Source organism: Pseudomonas sp. GM102 (genome assembly GCF_000282555.1).
Classification (GTDB): domain Bacteria; phylum Pseudomonadota; class Gammaproteobacteria; order Pseudomonadales; family Pseudomonadaceae; genus Aquipseudomonas.
In genome coordinates, this window is sequence record NZ_AKJB01000049.1 from 22,590 (window position 1) to 40,693 (window position 18,104).

At 58.4% G+C, this 18,104-nt stretch carries 18 protein-coding genes; 15 read left to right on the plus strand and 3 right to left on the minus strand.

Going from position 1 to position 18,104, the window contains the following annotated elements:
• Nucleotides 1–19 precede the first annotated feature (19 nt).
• A complete protein-coding gene (locus PMI18_RS18960; protein ID WP_007898834.1) occupies nt 20–805 on the plus strand; it encodes an outer membrane protein OmpK in 786 nt (261 codons plus the stop codon).
• A 373-nt stretch (nt 806–1,178) separates the two neighbouring features.
• A complete protein-coding gene (locus PMI18_RS18955) occupies nt 1,179–1,964 on the plus strand; it encodes an outer membrane protein OmpK (RefSeq protein WP_007898835.1) in 786 nt (261 codons plus the stop codon).
• Nucleotides 1,965–2,068: 104 nt separating this feature from the next.
• Here PMI18_RS18955 and PMI18_RS18950 read toward each other — a convergent pair whose 3' ends face one another.
• Nucleotides 2,069–3,241: a patatin-like phospholipase family protein gene (locus tag PMI18_RS18950; RefSeq protein WP_007898837.1), complete on the minus strand. Its 1,173-nt coding sequence runs from the start codon at nt 3,239–3,241 to the stop codon at nt 2,069–2,071.
• Nucleotides 3,242–3,276: 35 nt separating this feature from the next.
• Nucleotides 3,277–4,209: a lipid A biosynthesis lauroyl acyltransferase gene (locus tag PMI18_RS18945; protein ID WP_007898839.1), complete on the minus strand. Its 933-nt coding sequence runs from the start codon at nt 4,207–4,209 to the stop codon at nt 3,277–3,279.
• A gap of 118 nt (nt 4,210–4,327) precedes the next feature.
• Between PMI18_RS18945 and minC the strand changes: the two genes are divergently transcribed.
• The 8 genes from minC (at nt 4,328) to PMI18_RS18910 (ending at nt 12,281) form a co-directional block, all read left to right on the plus strand.
• Complete coding sequence (gene minC, locus PMI18_RS18940; protein WP_007898840.1) at nt 4,328–5,065, plus strand: septum site-determining protein MinC; 738 nt, start codon at nt 4,328–4,330, stop codon at nt 5,063–5,065.
• A gap of 201 nt (nt 5,066–5,266) precedes the next feature.
• Entirely contained in the window at nt 5,267–6,079 is an 813-nt protein-coding gene (minD, locus tag PMI18_RS18935; RefSeq protein WP_007898841.1) for a septum site-determining protein MinD, read from the plus strand.
• Nucleotides 6,079–6,333 carry a cell division topological specificity factor MinE gene (minE, locus tag PMI18_RS18930; protein ID WP_007898843.1) on the plus strand — a complete coding sequence of 85 codons (255 nt, stop codon included), beginning with the start codon at nt 6,079–6,081 and terminating at the stop codon, nt 6,331–6,333. The genes minD and minE overlap by 1 nt, the downstream gene beginning before the upstream one ends.
• A gap of 181 nt (nt 6,334–6,514) precedes the next feature.
• Nucleotides 6,515–7,150 (plus strand): RluA family pseudouridine synthase, encoded by a 636-nt coding sequence (locus tag PMI18_RS18925; RefSeq protein WP_007898844.1) that lies wholly within the window; start codon nt 6,515–6,517, stop codon nt 7,148–7,150.
• Between the two features lie 44 nt (nt 7,151–7,194).
• Entirely contained in the window at nt 7,195–8,301 is a 1,107-nt protein-coding gene (locus tag PMI18_RS18920) for a hypothetical protein (protein WP_007898845.1), read from the plus strand.
• A 76-nt stretch (nt 8,302–8,377) separates the two neighbouring features.
• Entirely contained in the window at nt 8,378–9,667 is a 1,290-nt protein-coding gene (locus PMI18_RS18915; protein WP_007898846.1) for a M18 family aminopeptidase, read from the plus strand.
• Between the two features lie 229 nt (nt 9,668–9,896).
• Nucleotides 9,897–10,073 (plus strand): hypothetical protein, encoded by a 177-nt coding sequence (locus PMI18_RS31225; RefSeq protein WP_007898847.1) that lies wholly within the window; start codon nt 9,897–9,899, stop codon nt 10,071–10,073.
• Between the two features lie 72 nt (nt 10,074–10,145).
• Nucleotides 10,146–12,281: a mechanosensitive ion channel family protein gene (locus PMI18_RS18910; protein WP_007898854.1), complete on the plus strand. Its 2,136-nt coding sequence runs from the start codon at nt 10,146–10,148 to the stop codon at nt 12,279–12,281.
• Between the two features lie 3 nt (nt 12,282–12,284).
• Here the strand turns inward: PMI18_RS18910 and PMI18_RS18905 are convergent, their stop codons facing one another.
• Nucleotides 12,285–12,998 (minus strand): UTRA domain-containing protein, encoded by a 714-nt coding sequence (locus PMI18_RS18905; protein ID WP_007898856.1) that lies wholly within the window; start codon nt 12,996–12,998, stop codon nt 12,285–12,287.
• Nucleotides 12,999–13,348: 350 nt separating this feature from the next.
• On the opposite strand from PMI18_RS18905, the gene PMI18_RS18900 reads away from it, so the two are divergent.
• From PMI18_RS18900 to PMI18_RS18880, 5 genes are all read left to right on the plus strand, one after another.
• Nucleotides 13,349–14,413, plus strand: a complete 1,065-nt coding sequence (locus PMI18_RS18900) for an ABC transporter substrate-binding protein (RefSeq protein ID WP_007898859.1) — start codon at nt 13,349–13,351, stop codon at nt 14,411–14,413.
• Nucleotides 14,414–14,577: 164 nt separating this feature from the next.
• Nucleotides 14,578–15,384 (plus strand): alkaline phosphatase family protein, encoded by an 807-nt coding sequence (locus tag PMI18_RS18895; protein ID WP_007898860.1) that lies wholly within the window; start codon nt 14,578–14,580, stop codon nt 15,382–15,384.
• A 5-nt stretch (nt 15,385–15,389) separates the two neighbouring features.
• Complete coding sequence (locus tag PMI18_RS18890) at nt 15,390–16,226, plus strand: ABC transporter permease (RefSeq protein WP_162130634.1); 837 nt, start codon at nt 15,390–15,392, stop codon at nt 16,224–16,226.
• On the plus strand, nt 16,213–17,013 hold the full coding sequence (locus tag PMI18_RS18885; RefSeq protein ID WP_007898865.1) for an ABC transporter permease: 801 nt from the start codon (nt 16,213–16,215) through the stop codon (nt 17,011–17,013). Before PMI18_RS18890 ends, PMI18_RS18885 begins: the two co-directional genes overlap by 14 nt.
• A complete protein-coding gene (locus PMI18_RS18880; protein WP_007898867.1) occupies nt 17,010–17,999 on the plus strand; it encodes an ABC transporter ATP-binding protein in 990 nt (329 codons plus the stop codon). Before PMI18_RS18885 ends, PMI18_RS18880 begins: the two co-directional genes overlap by 4 nt.
• Nucleotides 18,000–18,104: the final 105 nt, after the last annotated feature.

Consider the following 18,104-nt stretch of genomic DNA (forward strand, 5'->3'; position numbering starts at 1 on the left):
AAACAAAAGAGAGCAACAGATGATTCGGATAAAAACCAGCGTGCTGTTGGGCTCTGGCCTGTTGGCCGCGAGCCAGGCCATGGCCGGTGATTTACTGCTGTGGCAAACCAACAGCCTTAGCTACCTGTACGGCAAGAATTTCGTGATCAACCCGTCGATCCAGCAGACGGTGACGTTCGAACACGCCGACAAATGGAAGTACGGCGATAACTTCCTGTTCATCGACAAGGTCTTCTACAACGGCGAAGAAGACCGCAATAAAGGCCCCCACGCCTTCTATGGCGAATTCAGTCCGCGCCTGTCCTTTGGCAAGATACTCGACCGTCGTTTCGAGTTTGGCCCGGTCAAGGACGTATTGCTGGCCATGACTTACGAGTATGGCGAAGGCGACAGCGAAGCGTATCTGATCGGCCCGGGTTTCGATCTGGCAGTACCGGGTTTCAACTACTTCACCTTGAACTTCTATCGTCGCCAGACCGAAGGCCCACGTCCCGGTGATGGTGTCTGGCAGATCACTCCCACTTGGTCCTACAGCGTTGCGCTAGGCAATTCTAACCTGTTGATCGATGGCTATCTGGACTGGGTGGTGGACAACGATCGCAACGCACGCGGCACTTACCACGCCAACTTGCACATCAATCCGCAGATCAAATACGACCTGGGCAAAGCCTTGGGCTGGGGCGATAAATTCGTCTACGTCGGCACCGAATACAGCTATTGGAAAAACAAGTACGGAATCGAAAACAGCGCCAACTTTGACACTAACCAAAACACCGCCAGCCTGCTGGTAAAGGTGCACTTTTAAGATGGCCCGCAACCGTGCCCGATACCTGTCATGGGTGCTCTGTTGCGGGGCACTTGAGACCTGGCCAAGGAGTCAGTATTCTCCGCGCCCGCCCGAATCCGCTCTAAAAAAAAGCGCGGATTTAATTCCTGACCAGAAAGCCAACTTATCCCGGCTCTGGACAGTACCAAGGCTTCTCGAATTGACGCTCAATCGACTGTTTTCGAACAGCCGAGCGGGCGTTTTTTTACTTTTTGAAAGCCTTGGCTCAGCTCTTGCTAACAGCACTAAAGCTGACCGACTGGATTGTTTTTACAGCAAAGAAAAGGCGCCACACCAGAGCGCCGACCTTAGAAAAATAACGTGGAACCACCTACTTTTTGGGAGCAACCGAATGAAACGTACGTGCACCAGCCTGATGCTCGCGGGATCCTTGCTGGCCGGGGGCCAGGCAATGGCCGGCGATTTGCTGCAATGGCAGAACAACAGCCTGACCTACCTTTATGGCAAGGACTTCCAGGTCAACCCGCGCATTCAGCAAACCGTCACCTTCGAGCACGCCGATGCCTGGAAATACGGGGACAACTTCGTGTTCGTCGACAAGATTTTCTACAACGGCAAGGAAGACAGCGGCGTCGGCTCGAACACCTATTACGGCGAAATCAGCCCACGCTTGTCGTTTGGCAAGATCTTCGACCAGAAACTGGCGTTCGGCCCGATCAAAGACGTGCTGCTGGCCATGACGTACGAGTTCGGTGAGGGCGATACCGAGTCTTACCTGATCGGTCCGGGTTTCGACCTGGCGATTCCCGGGTTCGACTACTTCCAGTTGAACTTCTACCAGCGTCACACCGAGGGCAGCCGTGCGGGTGACAACGTCTGGCAGATCACCCCGGTGTGGTCCTACACCATTCCCGTGGGCGATTCGAATATCCTGATCGATGGTTTCATGGACTGGGTGGTCGACAACGACAAGAACAGCAAAGGCACCTACCACGCCAACCTGCACTTCAACCCACAGATCAAATACGACTTGGGCAAAGCCCTGAACATCGGCGAGAAGCAGTTGTACGTCGGTGTCGAGTACGACTACTGGTCAGACAAGTACGGGATCAAGGACAGCCAGTACTTCAAGACCGATCAGAGCAACACGAGCTTCCTGGTGAAGTTCCACTTCTAATCGTAAAAGCTTCGCGGGCAAGCCTCGCTCCTACAGTGGATCTGTGCCATTCACAAATCCACTGTAGGAGCGAGGCTTGCCCGCGAATGGCCGCACCACATATCTCAAGCCGGAACCGCAGGCTCCACCAACCCCAGAAACCGGCACAACTCATGCCGTTTGGCCAACGCATCGCGCCGCCCCAGATCGATCAACTCACTGCAATATCCCGCCTCGAACAGCAGATAACTCAATACCCCTGCCCCGCTGGTCTTGGTCGCCCCCGGCCCGCGCAAAAACAGACGCAAGGCCGCCGGCAATTCCTGGCGATGCCGCGCCGCAATTTCATCGATCGGCTGACTCGGCGAAATCACCAGCACCTCCACCGGCGCTGCTCCCAATGCCCGACTCGGCGCGCCGTCGGGCAACAGATGGCTGAACTGATTCAGACGCTGCAGCAACTCGATGTCACTTTCCAGGCTGTCAATGAACGTACTGTTAAGCATGTGCCCGCCGATTTGCGCCAGGGTTGGCTGCTGACCGGTATAGGCGCGTTGCAGCGGCTGTTGCGGGTCGACCCCGCGCGGGTTGCCGCTGACGCCCACCACCAGCACGCGGCTGGCGCCCAGGTGCAGGGCCGGGCTGATCGGTGCTGATTGACGCACCGCGCCATCGCCGAAATATTCTTCGCCGATCTTCACCGGCGCAAACAGCAATGGAATCGCCGAACTGGCCAGCAAATGTTCGACGCTCAATTGGGTCGGTACGCCGATTCGCCGATGGCGCAACCAGGACTCGATCGTGCCGCCGCCCTGATAAAACGTGACGGCCTGACCGGACTCATAGCCAAACGCTGTGACCGCCACCGCCTTCAATTGCTTTTGCGCGATGGCCTCGGCAATTCCGGGCATGTGCAGTTTGTCGTTGAGTAAACCGCGCAGCGGTGAGCTGTTGAGCAAGGCCACTGGCACCTGAGCGCCAATCCCCAGCAAACTGTGACTGACAAAGCGGGTGGCTTGATGGATCACCCCCGGCCAGTCGCTGCGCAACACCAGATGGCTGCGAAAACCTTGCCAGAAGGCGGTCAGGCTCTGAATCGCGCCGCGAAAGTCCATTGCCCCACTGGCCAGGCTGACCGCGTTGATCGCGCCGGCCGAGGTGCCGACGATTACCGGAAACGGATTCGCCGCCCCCACCGGCAGCAACTCGGCAATCGCCGCCAGCACGCCCACCTGATAAGCCGCCCGAGCCCCGCCGCCGGAAAGTATCAACCCTGTAACCGGTTCAGCAGAACTCATCGCAACACTCCATGGTGCTTAAAGGGATCGGTGGCTCAACCGCGTTTGGCGTACAGCTTCGGTTCGCCCGGTGGACGGCTCTTGAAGCGGCGATGTGCCCAGAGGTATTGCTCCGGACATTCGCGCAACGCGCTTTCGACCCACTGGTTGATCCGAATGCAGTCAGCCTCTTCCGTCTCGCCGGGAAAGCCCTCCAGCGGCGCATGGATCACCAACCGATAACCGCTGCCATCCGCCAGGCGTTGCTGAGTGAATGGCACCACCAGCGCTTTGCCCAGCCGCGCAAACTTGCTGGTGGCGGTAACCGTCGCCGCCTGAATCCCGAACAACGGCACGAAGATACTTTGCTTGGCGCCATAGTCCTGATCCGGCGCGTACCAGATCGCTCGGCCTGACCGCAGCAGTTTGAGCATGCCACGCACGTCGTCGCGCTCCACTGCCAGCGAGTCGAGATTGTGCCGCTCGCGGCCACGACGCTGGATGTAGTCGAACAACGGATTCTTGTGTTCGCGGTACATGCCATCAATGGTGTGCTGCTGGCCGAGCAGCGCCGCGCCGATTTCCAGCGTGGTGAAATGCACGGCCATCAGAATCACGCCCTTGCCCTCTGTCTGGGCCTGCTTCAAATGCTCCAGGCCTTCGACATGGGCCAGTTTCGCCAGACGCTTGCGCGACCACCACCAGCTCATGGCCATCTCGAAGAAGGCGATGCCGGTGGAGGCGAAATTTTCCTTGAGCAGACGCGTGCGCTCGGCAGCGCTCTTTTCAGGGAAACACAGCTCAAGATTGCGCTTGGCAATGCGCCGTCGGTCGCCCGCCACTCGGTACATCAAGGCACCCAAGACGCGACCGACCGACAGCAACGCCGGATATGGCAACTGCACAATCAGCCACAACAGCCCCAAGCCACACCACAGCGGCCAGAAACGTGGAGAAAGAAATGCTGTTCGAAAACGCGGGCGATCCATTAAAGGTTCCGTCAAGACAGTGGCCGCGCATTCTACATCGTTCGACCCGGCTTGCGGCCCGCGGGCGTTCTCGTTATAAGTCTCGGCACTTTTAGTGACAAGTCGTTGTATGCCGACCATGAGCCAAACCGAACCGCTAGACCAAGATCCCGTGTTCCAGTTGAAGGGCAGCATGCTCGCCATTACGGTGCTGGAACTGGCCCGTAACGACCTAGAGAACCTTGATCGACAACTGGCCGCCAAGGTCGCCCAGGCGCCCAACTTCTTCAGCAACGCGCCGTTGGTACTGGCCCTGGACAAACTCCCAGCCAGCGAAGGCTCGGTCGATCTTCCGGGGCTGATGCGCATCTGCCGCCAGCATGGCCTGCGCACCCTGGCGATCCGTGCCAGCCGCATTGAAGACATTGCCGCCGCCATCGCCGTCGATCTGCCGGTGCTGCCGCCGTCCGGTGCCCGCGAGCGCCCGCTCGACCCGCTCGAAGGCACTGTGGCGAAAAAACCGGAAAAACCACCGGAGCCGACCATCAAACCGACCAAAATCATTACCTCGCCGGTACGCGGTGGCCAGCAGATTTATGCCCAGGGTTGCGATTTGGTGGTGATTTCGTCGGTCAGCCCGGGGGCGGAACTTCTCGCCGATGGGAACATCCATGTATACGGCGCGATGCGCGGTCGTGTCTTGGCCGGCGTCAAAGGTGACACGAAAGCCAGGATTTTCTGTCAGCAAATGACCGCTGAACTGGTCTCCATCGCCGGCCACTACAAGGTTTCCGAGGATCTGCGTCGTGATCCATTGTGGGGCGCGGGCGTACAAGTCAGCCTGTCGGGCGACGTGTTGAACATCATTCGGCTTTAACGGATACTGCCGCATTTTCCAAGCATCTCTAAAACGTAGCGAAAACGGCTCAAACGAAGTAGGAAAAAGGCTAAAAGTAGTGTTTACCGGGGGTAAACGCCGCTCAAAACCGGATTCCAGCCAAGGCTGTCCGACTGCAGTAGTTTTTCAAGAGATGTTTTTCAGGGGCTAAACGTCCTTTTTCCTTAGGGGTAAAACACCTTGGCCAAGATTCTCGTGGTTACATCCGGCAAGGGTGGTGTGGGTAAGACCACCACCAGCGCCGCTATCGGTACCGGCCTCGCTCTGCGTGGTCACAAAACAGTTATCGTCGACTTCGACGTCGGTTTGCGTAACCTCGACCTGATCATGGGTTGCGAGCGCCGCGTGGTGTATGACTTCGTCAACGTGGTAAATGGCGAAGCCAACCTGCAACAGGCTCTGATCAAAGACAAGCGTCTGGAAAACCTCTACGTACTGGCCGCCAGTCAGACTCGCGATAAAGACGCGCTGACCGTCGAAGGCGTCGAAAAGGTCCTGATGCAGCTCAAGGAAGACTTCGAATTCGTGGTCTGCGACTCTCCGGCGGGCATCGAGAAAGGCGCCCACCTGGCCATGTACTTTGCCGACGAAGCGATCGTAGTGACCAACCCGGAAGTCTCCTCCGTACGTGACTCGGACCGCATGCTCGGCCTGCTGGCCAGCAAGTCCCGTCGCGCCGAAAACGGCGAAGACCCGATCAAGGAACACCTGCTGCTGACTCGCTACAACCCTACACGCGTGAGCAACGGCGAAATGCTTGGCGTCGAAGACGTCAAGGAAATCCTCGCAGTAACCCTGCTAGGCGTGATTCCGGAATCGCAAGCCGTCCTCAAAGCCTCCAACCAGGGCGTACCGGTCATTCTCGACGACCAGAGCGACGCCGGTCAGGCGTACAGCGACGCCGTTGATCGCCTGCTGGGTAAAACCGTGGACCATCGTTTCCTCGATGTCGAGAAGAAGGGATTCTTCGAGCGACTTTTTGGAGGTAGGTAATGAACCTTTTTGACTTCTTTCGTGCCAGTAAAAAGGTCAGCACCGCGTCGGTAGCGAAAGAGCGTCTACAGATCATCGTGGCGCATGAACGCGGCCAGCGCAGTACGCCGGATTACCTGCCAGCCTTGCAGAAGGAACTGGTGGAAGTGATCCGCAAGTACGTCAATATCGGGTCCGATGACGTGCACGTCGCTCTGGAAAACCAGGGCAGCTGCTCGATCCTGGAACTCAATATCACCCTGCCAGATCGCTGAGTCGATCCGGCGGGAGCCACGGCGGCTCAGGCTTTCCAGCTCTCTGTAGGAGCGAAGCTTGCTCGCGAAGCAGGCAACTCGGTCTATCTGATAGACCGAGGTGACGCATTCGCGAGCAAGCTTCGCTCCTACAGGGGCGTGGGCCTGAGCCGCCGTTGGCGTTTGTTACGAGGCTGTTTTAATGCCGTTGTCCAACATCCGCATCATCCATCAGGACGCCGCCGTACTCGTGGTGGACAAACCGACCCTGTTGCTCTCCGTCCCCGGCCGGGCCGATGACAACAAGGACTGCCTGATTACGCGCCTGCAAGAAAACGGCTACCCGGAAGCGCGAATTGTCCATCGGCTGGACTGGGAAACGTCCGGTATCATTCTGTTGGCCCGTGACCCGGACACTCATCGCGAGCTGTCTCGGCAATTTCACGACCGCGAAACCGAAAAAGCCTACACAGCCCTGTGCTGGGGACAACCGGAACTGGACAGCGGCAGCATCGACCTGCCCCTGCGCTACGACCCTCCAACCAAGCCACGCCACGTGGTGGACCACGAATTCGGCAAGCATGCCCTGACGTTCTGGCGTGTGCTGGAGCGTTGTGGCGACTGGTGCCGCGTCGAACTGACGCCGATCACCGGCCGTTCTCACCAGTTGCGTGTGCATATGCTCTCCATCGGCCACCCTTTGTTGGGTGACGGGCTCTACGCCCATGAGCAAGCACTGACTGCCTGGCCGCGCTTGTGCCTGCATGCGAGTATGTTGAGTTTTACCCATCCCCAAACTGGCGACCGCTTGCGTTTCGAATGCCCGGCACCGTTTTAGATCTGCCACATGGCGTCACCGCTTCAAAGCGAGGATTGAACAGAATGAGTAGTACTGACTCCTTGGCAACGCCCGTCAAGAAAACCCGAAATCAGCTGCTTTATCTGATCTACGGCAATCAGGACGTTTATCGGCGCGAAGCCAAGTTCAGCATTTTGACTGCGCTTTCCCATGTGAAGAACGGCGAGCTGCCGTGCATCAGAATCCTGACGGATCGCCCGCAAGACTACGCCGGCTGGCCGGTTGAAACCGTATTCCTGACCGAAGAAACCCTGACCCGGTGGCAGGGCGAAAACGGCTATCACCATCGCCGCAAAGCCTGCGCCATGGCCGCCGGCCTGAAGCTTGCGGAAAAGACCTTGTTCGTCGATACCGACACCCTGTTCACCAGCGACCCGAACCGAATCTTCAACCAGATTCAGCCCGGGCACTACCTGATGGATCGCTTCGAGTACGACTGGCGGGACGTCTGCGAACGCCACGACTACCTGAAACTTGGCGAACACCTACGCGCTCACGGCATCACCCCGGACAACGGTTTCAAGTTGTATAACAGCGGACTTTGCGGCGTGACCGAGCGCGACGCGCCGCTGTTCGAAGCGTCGATCCAGTTGATTGACGAATGGACCCGCGACAGCTTCGACATTCACACCATCGAGCAAATCGCCCTGTCGTTCGCGATGCGCGACAAACCGGTGCGTGAAGCAAAAAAATACGTTTATCACTACTTCGCGGAAAAACGCTTCTTCCATGCGATGCAGGCGTACTTCTTCGCCCAGCACGGTGAGCAGTTCAGCCAAAATCTGGTGGAACTGTGCCGCGATGTGCCGCGAGTCAAACCCATTCCGTCGGCCTGGCAACGGCTGAAAATCAAATGGAAATTACGCAACCACAACGGCGCCATGAGAAAAGTCGGTCGCGATTTGCTTTATGGCAGCGCAGCGCCCGATCATCCGTACTACACGGTATGCCGACATGAGTGGTGGGAATCCGCCTCGCGGGAGATTCTTCGCTGGAACCACACCCGTCAGAAACAGCTGCTGGACACCCATCAGAATCGCTGGCCCAAACAACTGCCCAAGCCAGAAAAGCCTGAAGATGAGCAGATCATCATGAAGTATCTGAAAAAACGGGTAGCCGCGGCCCGCTGACGCAACCTGCGAACGTCAGGCCCAAAGCCTCAAGCCAATACGTTAAACTCCCGCCCACTGCTGTCTGGAGCTTCTTATGCGCGAAGAGTTGAACCAAGGCCTGATCGACTTCCTCAAGGCCTCCCCTACCCCGTTCCATGCCACCGCCAGCCTTGTTCAGCGTCTGGAAGCGGCCGGTTTCATGCGCCTCGACGAGCGCGAGCCATGGACCACCGAAGCCAATGGTCGTTACTACGTCACCCGTAACGACTCTTCGATCGTCGCGTTCAAAATGGGCCGTCATTCGCCCCTGCACGGCGGTATCCGTCTGGTCGGCGCGCACACCGATAGCCCGTGCCTACGAGTCAAACCCCAACCGGAACTGCAACGCCAGGGCTTCTGGCAACTGGGCGTCGAAGTTTATGGCGGTGCACTGCTGGCACCGTGGTTCGACCGTGATCTGTCTCTGGCCGGTCGCGTAACCTTCCGCCGCGACGGCAAGGTCGAGAGCCAGTTGATCGACTTCAAGGCACCTATCGCGATCATTCCGAACCTGGCCATTCACCTCAACCGTGAAGCCAATATGGGCTGGGCGATCAATGCCCAGACCGAACTGCCGCCGATCCTCGCGCAATTCGCCGGTGACGAGCGCGTGGACTTCCGCGCCGTGCTCACCGATCAACTGGCCCGCGAACATGGCCTGAATGCTGACGTAGTGCTCGATTACGAGTTGAGCTTCTACGACACCCAAAGCGCCGCGGTCATCGGCCTGCATGGCGATTTCATTGCGGGTGCGCGCCTGGATAATTTGCTGTCGTGCTACGCCGGCCTGCAAGCTTTGCTGACGACCGAAACCGACGAAACCTGCGTGCTGGTCTGCAACGATCACGAAGAAGTCGGTTCCTGCTCGGCTTGTGGCGCCGACGGTCCGATGCTTGAGCAAACCCTGCGTCGTCTGTTGCCCGAAGGGGATGAATTCGTACGGACCATTCAGAAATCCCTGCTGGTCTCGGCCGACAATGCCCACGGCGTGCACCCGAACTATGCGGACAAGCACGATGCCAACCACGGCCCGAAACTCAACGCCGGCCCGGTGATCAAGGTCAACAGCAACCAGCGCTACGCCACCAACAGCGAAACCGCCGGCTTCTTCCGCCATTTGTGCATGGCCGAAGAAGTACCGGTGCAAAGCTTCGTGGTGCGCAGCGACATGGGCTGCGGCTCGACCATCGGCCCGATCACCGCCAGCCACCTGGGCGTGCGCACCGTGGACATCGGTTTGCCGACGTTCGCCATGCACTCGATCCGTGAGTTGTGCGGCAGCCATGACCTGGCGCATCTGGTCAAAGTGCTGAGCGCGTTCTACGCCTGTCGCGAATTGCCGTAGCCCTTAGTGATTAAAAGGTAACTTTTGTGGCGAGGGAGCTTGCTCCCGCTCGGCTGCGAAGCAGTCGTACCTTGGCGAACTCGGTCTGTCTGATAATCCGATATTGCTTGTTTTGGGGCTGCTTCGCAGCCCAACGGGAGCAAGCCCCCTCGCCACAATGATCTCCATCACCTCCGCTCATCCGAAAGCCGCCTAGACTTGCAGTACCCTCTCCGACAAGGCTGTCACCATGATCTCGTTGTCTTCGTTCCACGCCATGCTGATCCCGATTCTTTCCGGGATGATCATGCTGGCCATCGGCTTCAACTTTCGCGACAAGAACGCCGGTGTGTTCGCGATGTGGGTCGGCATGCTGATGATCCTCGCCACTGTGATCTACAAGATCCTCGCCAAACTCAACGAATAAATCCTCGCGCCTGGCTCGCATTGATTTTGACGGGCTCGTACACTCGGCCGATTCGCTCATCCGAGGTTGACCGTGTTCGCTCGTCTTTTTGCCCTGCCGTGTTTGTTCCTTGTCTGCCTGATGACACTGCTGCCGATGACACCTGCCCAAGCGGTCAGTTTGCCGGGGTTGCTCAATGGCTCGGCGAAAACCCAGCCGCAAGCACAAGAGCCGTTGGGGCAATCGCTGGACGAAGTCATCAAGTCCCTGGAAAACGATCAGCAGCGCACCCAGCTACTGACGGACCTGAAAAAACTTCGCGACGTCACCCAAAAGGCTCAGCCGACCACTGAACAAGGCGTGCTGGGGCTGATCGGCAGCACCCTGGCCGGTCTCGAAAAGCAATTTTCCGGCGACGACAGTCCGCTCAATCGCTGGTCCGAAGAGGTCGATCTGGCCAAGGATGAACTGGCGGCGCTGATGCTGCCGGCCAATGAATGGCTGCCGATCATCTTCGCTTTCGCTGTAATCCTGATGGTCTGGAGCCTGCTGGCCGCCGCCCTGATCTGGCTCGGGCACCGGGTACGCATGCGCTTTGGTCTCACCGAAGAACTGCCACAACACCCCAAGGCGCTGGACATGCTGCGCTTCGCCTTGCGCAAACTCGGGCCGTGGTTGATTGCCTTGGTCATGACGGTTTACATGACCTACGCCCTGCCTTCGTCATTGGGCAAAAGCCTGGCCATGGTGTTGGCCTATGCGCTGGTGGTCGGTACCTGTTTCTCGGCGATCTGCGTGATTGCGTTTTCCGTGCTGGATGGTCCGCATCGCCACCGTGCCTTGTACATCCTGCGGCATCAGGCCTTTCGCCCGTTGTGGCTGATCGGCAGTTTCGCCGCCTTTGGTGAAGCCCTGAACGATCCGCGCCTGGTTGAAAGCCTCGGCACTCATCTGGCTCACACAGCAGCGACGTTCGCCAATGTGTTGGCGGCGATCTCCACCGGTTTTTTCGTTCTGCGTTTCCGTCGGCCCATCGCGCACTTGATCCGCAATCAACCGCTATCCCGGCGCCTGACTCGCCGGGCCTTGAGCGACACGATCGAAATCCTCGGCACCTTTTGGTATCTGCCAGCGCTGGTGCTGGTGGGCATCTCGCTGTTCGCCACCTTCGTCTCCGCCGGCGACACCAGCACCGCCTTGCGTCAGTCACTGATCTGCACCGTGCTGCTGGTGTTGTGCATGGTCATCAATGGGCTAGTGCGCCGCCATTCACTCAAACCGCAACGCAGCGTGAAGCGCCACGCGCTGTATTCGGATCGCCTGAAAAGCTTCTTCTACACCCTCGCCCATCTGCTGGTGTGGCTGGCATTCATCGAACTCGGCCTGCGAGTCTGGGGTATGTCGCTGATCCGCTTCACCGAAGGCGAAGGCCATGAGGTCAGCGTCAAACTGTTCAGCCTCGGTGGCACGCTGATTTTTGCCTGGCTGATCTGGATCCTCAGTGACACCGCCGTGCATCACGCCCTCACCCGCTCGCGCAAAGGCCTGGCCAATGCCCGTGCACAGACGATGATGCCGCTGATCCGCAACGTGCTGTTCGTGGCGATTTTCATCATTGCGCTGATCGTCGCCCTGGCGAACATGGGGATGAACGTCACGCCATTGCTGGCCGGTGCCGGTGTGATCGGCCTGGCCATCGGTTTCGGCGCGCAATCACTGGTGGCCGACCTGATCACCGGGCTGTTCATCATCATCGAAGACTCCCTGGCCATCGACGACTACGTGGACGTCGGCGGCCACTTGGGCACGGTCGAAGGCTTGACCATCCGCACCGTGCGCCTGCGGGACATTGACGGCATCGTTCACACCATTCCGTTCAGCGAAATCAAAAGCATCAAGAACTACTCCCGGGAATTCGGTTACGCGATCTTCCGGGTGGCGGTGCCCTCCAACATGGACATCGACGAGGCGATCAAACTGATGCGCGAAGTCGGCCAGAAAATGCGCACCGACCCCCTGCAACGGCGAAATATATGGTCGCCGCTGGAGATTCAGGGGGTAGAAAGTTTCGAATCCGGCAACGCGATTCTTCGCGCACGGTTCAAGACCGCGCCAATCAAGCAGTGGGAAGTTTCCCGGGCGTTCAACCTGTCGCTCAAACGCCATCTGGATGAAGCCGGGCTGGATCTGGCGACGCCACGGATGAGTGTGCAAGTCGCCAAGGAATAAAGCTCAAACCACATCCACCCCGACATGAATCGCATCATGGCGCCAAAATTCGAGGTCGCAATCGATCAACCGCTCGTGCTGATCGTAATTGACCCGGGCAATCCGCAACCCCGGGCTGCCCACCGACACCCGTAAAGCCGCCGCAGCATCCACCGACAACGCCGTCGGCACAATCTCGAAACGCACCCGCCCGTAATGCAAGTCGTAATGCCGCGCATACAGTTCGGTCATCGACTGATTCAGATCGAAGTCCAGAATCCCCGGGAAAAACTGCGGGTTCAGGTAATGCTCCACATACAACACCAATCGCCCGTCAATCCGTCGCGAGCGGCAGATCTGGATCACGCTCGACAGCGCCGGCAACTGCAACCAGGCACACACCGCCGCCGACGCCGGTTGCAACCGCGCCGAGATTACTTCGGTGGACGGCACTCGCCCCTGCGCACTGACCATCGCGTGAAAGTGGCTGCGCTGCATCAGGTTGTAAGCCAGCCTTGGTGGCGACACAAACCAGCCGCGCCGCTCCTCGCGATAAATCTGACCCTGAGCCTCCAGCTGCAATAAAGCCTCACGCACGGTGATCCGCGTGGTACCGAACAACTCACTGAGCTTACGCTCTGCCGGCAACTTGCTCCCGGGCGCCAACAGGCCGTGGTCAAGCTGTTCTTGCAGAACCTGCCCGATGGCTGTCACCGCTTTGGTGGTCTCGATGCGCATCAACGTTACCTATCTGGACTAGACCAGCACTGATTCAGGGCAGAACCGTGATTCAAATCGGTTCCTTCAACTGCCTGCAAGCCTAGGCACTGCATATGACTGACAGATGACAAAGCCGCCGAACGGTTGCGCCAGACACCTGCAATTTTATGGCCAAGTCCCTTTCATATCAGCTCCTTAGCCATGGTCTACGCTTATCTCGCACCCCGCGTATCCGAGCGCAGAAAATTCAGGCTGACCGGTCGTCGACATCAAAATGTCATCCAACCCGCCTAAATTGGCTCAGGTATTGCTGACCTAGACCAACCCAACCGCAATCGCAGCGTTGAAAACGCCCAAAGGAGCTTCGGATGAAACAGTTTTTCCTGGCATCACTGTTAGGCTCGACCATTGCCCTGTGCACCGCCGCCATGGCGGCGGATGATCTGAAAACCCTCGAAGCCGCTGCGAAAGCGGAAGGCGCAGTCAACAGCGTCGGCATGCCCGATGACTGGGCCAACTGGAAAGGCACCTGGGAAGACCTGGCCAAGAAATATGGCCTGAAACACATCGACACCGACATGAGTTCGGCCCAGGAAATTGCCAAGTTCGCCGCCGAAAAAGACAACGCCACGGCCGACATCGGCGACGTCGGTGCCGCGTTCGGGCCGATCGCGGTCAAGCAAGGTGTCGTGCAACCTTACAAACCCACCACCTGGGAACAGATTCCGGACTGGGCCAAGGACAAGGACGGTAACTGGGCACTGGCCTATACCGGCAGCATCGCCTTCATCATCAACAAAAAACTGCTTCACGGTTCTGAAGCACCGACCAAATGGGCCGACCTCAAGACTGGCAAGTACAAAGTTTCTATCGGTGACGTGAGCACCGCGGCCCAAGCGGCCAACGGTGTACTGGCCGCCGCCCTCGCCAACGGCGGTGACGAAAAAAACATTCAGCCAGCCCTGTTGCTGTTCGCCGACATCGCCAAGCAAGGCCGCCTGTCCATGGCCAACCCGACGATCGCCACCATGGAAAAGGGTGAAATCGAAGTTGGCGTGGTCTGGGACTTCAACGGTTTGAGCTACAAGGCCAAGATGGCGAATCCGGATGACTACATCGTGCTGATTCCATCCGATGGCTCGGTGATTTCCGGTTACACCACCATCATCAACAAATACGCGAAGCACCCGAACGCCGCCAAGCTGACCCGCGAATACATCTTCAGCGACGCCGGCCAAATCAACCTGGCGAAAGGCAACGCCCGTCCAATCCGCGCCGAGCACATCAAACTGCCGGAAGACGTGAAGTCCAAGCTGCTGCCTAACGAGCAGTACAAAAAGGTTACGCCGATCAAAGACGCCGACGCATGGGAAAAGACCTCCAAGGCGCTGCCGCAGAAGTGGCAGGAAGAAGTCATTATCAACATGCCGTAACACGGTAGATCCCCATTCGGGGATCTGATGGAGATCCATTGTAGGAGCGTGGCTTGCCCGCGAAGAGGGACTGACATTCAACATTGATGTTGGCTGACAGTCCGCCTTCGCGAGCAAGCTTCGCTCCTACAGGTTTGACGATATTTTGCGGAGTCCCAGCCCCTATGAAGCACAACGTCATCCTTGTCGTGCTCGACGGCCTCAATTACGAAGTCGCGCGCCACGCCATGGGGCATCTGCAGGCTTACGTTGGCGCAGGACGCGCGGCACTCTACAAGCTGGAGTGCGAACTGCCGGCCCTGTCCCGACCCCTTTATGAATGCATCCTGACCGGCGTTACGCCGATCGACAGCGGCATCGTTCACAACAACGTCTCGCGCCTGTCCAACCAGCGCAGCATCTACCATTACGCCACCGACGCCGGCCTGAAAACCGCAGCCGCGGCCTATCACTGGGTCAGCGAGTTGTATAACCGTTCGCCGTTCATGGCCGCCCGGGATCGTCATACCGATGACCCCAAACTGCCGATCCAGCACGGTCACTTCTACTGGAACGACCACTACCCCGACTCGCACCTGTTCGCCGACGCGGAACACCTGCGCCTGCGCCACGCGCCGAACTTTTTATTGGTCCACCCCATGAACATCGACGACGCCGGGCACAAGCACGGCCTCGACACCTCGCAGTACCGCAACAGCGCTCGCTCAGCCGACATCATCCTCGCCGATTACCTGCAAGGCTGGCTCGACGCCGGTTACCAGGTGCTGGTGACGGCTGACCACGGCATGAACAACGACCGCTCGCACAACGGCCTGTTGCCCGAAGAACGCGAAGTGCCGTTGTTCGTCCTCGGCGATGCCTTCAGCTTCAACCAAAACGCCGCGCCGAAACAGACCGAAATCTGCGGCACCGTCTGCGAACTGCTGGGCGTGCCCCACGACAAACCTGTGTGCCGGGAGCTGCTCAAGTGAATGCCATGACCCGCGGTAAATGGCTGGCCGCTTTGTGCCTGGTGCCCTTTGCGATTTTCTTCTTCGTGTTCCAGATCGCCCCGCTGCTCTGGGTAATGATCAACAGCCTGGAATCGGAAGAGTTCGGCTGGGGCCTGGCCAACTTCAGCAAAATCTTCAATTCGAAGTTCTATCTGCAGGCGATCCAGTACAGCCTCGAGATCAGTTTCTGGTCCAGCGTGTTCGGCATCATCATCGCCGTACTCGGCGCCTACTCCTTGCGCCGGGTCGACTCGAAACTGCGCAACTTCGTCAACGCCTTCGCCAACATGACCAGCAACTTCGCCGGCGTGCCCCTGGCCTTCGCGTTCATCATTTTGCTGGGGTTCAACGGCAGCATCACCATCATGCTCAAACAGGCCGGGATCATTCAGGACTTCAACCTGTACTCGAAAACCGGTCTGATCATTCTCTACACCTACTTCCAGATTCCCCTGGGCGTGCTGCTGCTCTACCCGGCTTTCGACGCCTTGCGCGAAGACTGGCGTGAGTCCGCCGCGTTGCTCGGTGCCAACGGCTGGCAATTCTGGCGACACATCGGTTTGCCGGTGCTGACCCCGGCGCTGCTCGGTACTTTCGTCATCCTGCTGGCCAACGCCCTCGGCGCCTACGCGACGGTCTACGCCCTGACCACAGGTAACTTCAACGTGTTGCCGATTCGCATCGCGGCGATGGTCTCCGGCGACATTTCCCTGGACCCGAACCTGGCCAGTGCCTTGGCCGTGGTGCTGGTGGCGTTGATGACCCTGGTGACTATCGTGCATCAGCTGCTGTTGAAGAGGAGCTACCATGTCTCGCGCTGAACTGGGCCCCGTCGGTATCTACCACCGGGTGGTGGTGTATTTGTTGTTTGCCATTCTGCTATTGCCGCTGCTTGGAACATTGATCTACTCGATCTCCAGCAGTTGGTCCGCGACGATCATGCCCAGCGGTTTTACCTTCAAGTGGTACCTCCAGCTTTGGAGCGATCCGCGCTTTCTCAACGCATTCGGTCAGTCCTTGCTGGTCTGCGTCGGCTCGCTGATTCTGTCGGTGGTGCTGATTCTGCCGCTGCTGTTCGTGGTGCATTACCACTTCCCGAAACTCGACGCGTTGATGAACATTCTGATCCTGCTGCCCTTCGCGGTGCCGCCGGTGGTGTCGTCGGTGGGGCTGCTGCAACTCTACGGTTCAGGGCCGTTCGCGATGGTCGGCACGCCTTGGATTCTGATCGGTTGCTACTTCACCGTGGCGCTGCCGTTCATGTACCGGGCGATCACCAATAACCTGCAAGCGATCAACCTGCGCGACCTGATGGATGCCGCGCAACTGCTCGGTGCCAGCACTTGGCAAGCGGCATTCCTGGTGGTGCTGCCGAACCTGCGCAAGGGTTTGATGGTGGCGTTACTGCTGTCGTTCTCGTTCCTGTTCGGTGAGTTTGTGTTCGCCAATATTCTCGTCGGCACCCGCTACGAAACCCTGCAGGTCTACCTCAACAATATGCGTAACAGCAGCGGACACTTCACCAGTGCGCTGGTGATTTCCTACTTCTTCTTTGTGCTGGTTCTGACCTGGGCGGCCAATATCTTGAACAAGGACAAAAGCGAATGAGCTACGTCAGCGTCCAACATCTTCAAAAGAATTACTCGGGCACTACCGTATTCAGCGACATCAACTGCGAAATCAAGAAAGGCGAATTCGTCACGCTTCTCGGCCCGTCCGGTTGCGGCAAGTCCACCCTGCTGCGTTGCATCGCCGGCCTGACCTCGGTGGACGGCGGCAAGATCCTGCTGGAAGGTCAGGACCTCGTCCCGCTGAGCCCGCAAAAACGCGGGATCGGCATGGTGTTCCAGAGTTATGCGCTGTTCCCGAACATGACCGTGGAGCAGAACGTCGCCTTCGGTTTGCGCATGCAGAAGGTCAACGCGGACGACAGCCACAAGCGCGTCGCCGAAGTGCTGGCACTGGTGGAGCTCAACGACTTCGCCGCCCGTTACCCGCATCAACTGTCCGGTGGCCAGTGCCAGCGCGTCGCTCTGGCTCGCTCGTTGGTGACCCGGCCTCGGTTGCTGTTGCTGGATGAGCCGCTGTCGGCGCTAGACGCGCGGATTCGCAAGCACCTGCGCGAACAGATCCGTCAGATCCAGCGCGAACTGGGTCTGACCACGATCTTCGTCACTCACGATCAGGAAGAAGCCCTGACCATGTCTGACCGAATCTTCCTGATGAATCAGGGAAAGATCGTACAAAGCGGCGATGCCGAAACCCTCTACACCGCGCCAGTCGATGTGTTTGCCGCAGGCTTCATCGGCAACTACAACCTGCTGGATGCCGACAGCGCCAGCAAACTGCTGCAACGACCGATAACCCATCGCCTCGCCATTCGCCCGGAAGCTATCGAGCTAAGCCTCAACGGCGAACTCGACGCGCAGATTCGCAGCCATAGCCTGTTGGGCAACGTGATTCGCTATCGGGTCGAAGCCCGGGGCGTGGAATTGGTGGTGGATGTGCTGAACCGTTCGGCGGCCGACCTGCATCCCGATGGTCAGCGCCTGGCACTTTCCATCGATCCGACTGCCCTGTGTGAGGTCGCTTGAAAGCAGCGGCAAGCTACAAGCCATAAGCTTCAAGTTGTAGACTGCTGATCACCAAAATCCACTTCTTGCAGCTTGAAGCTTGAAGCTTGAAGCTTGCAGCTGTTC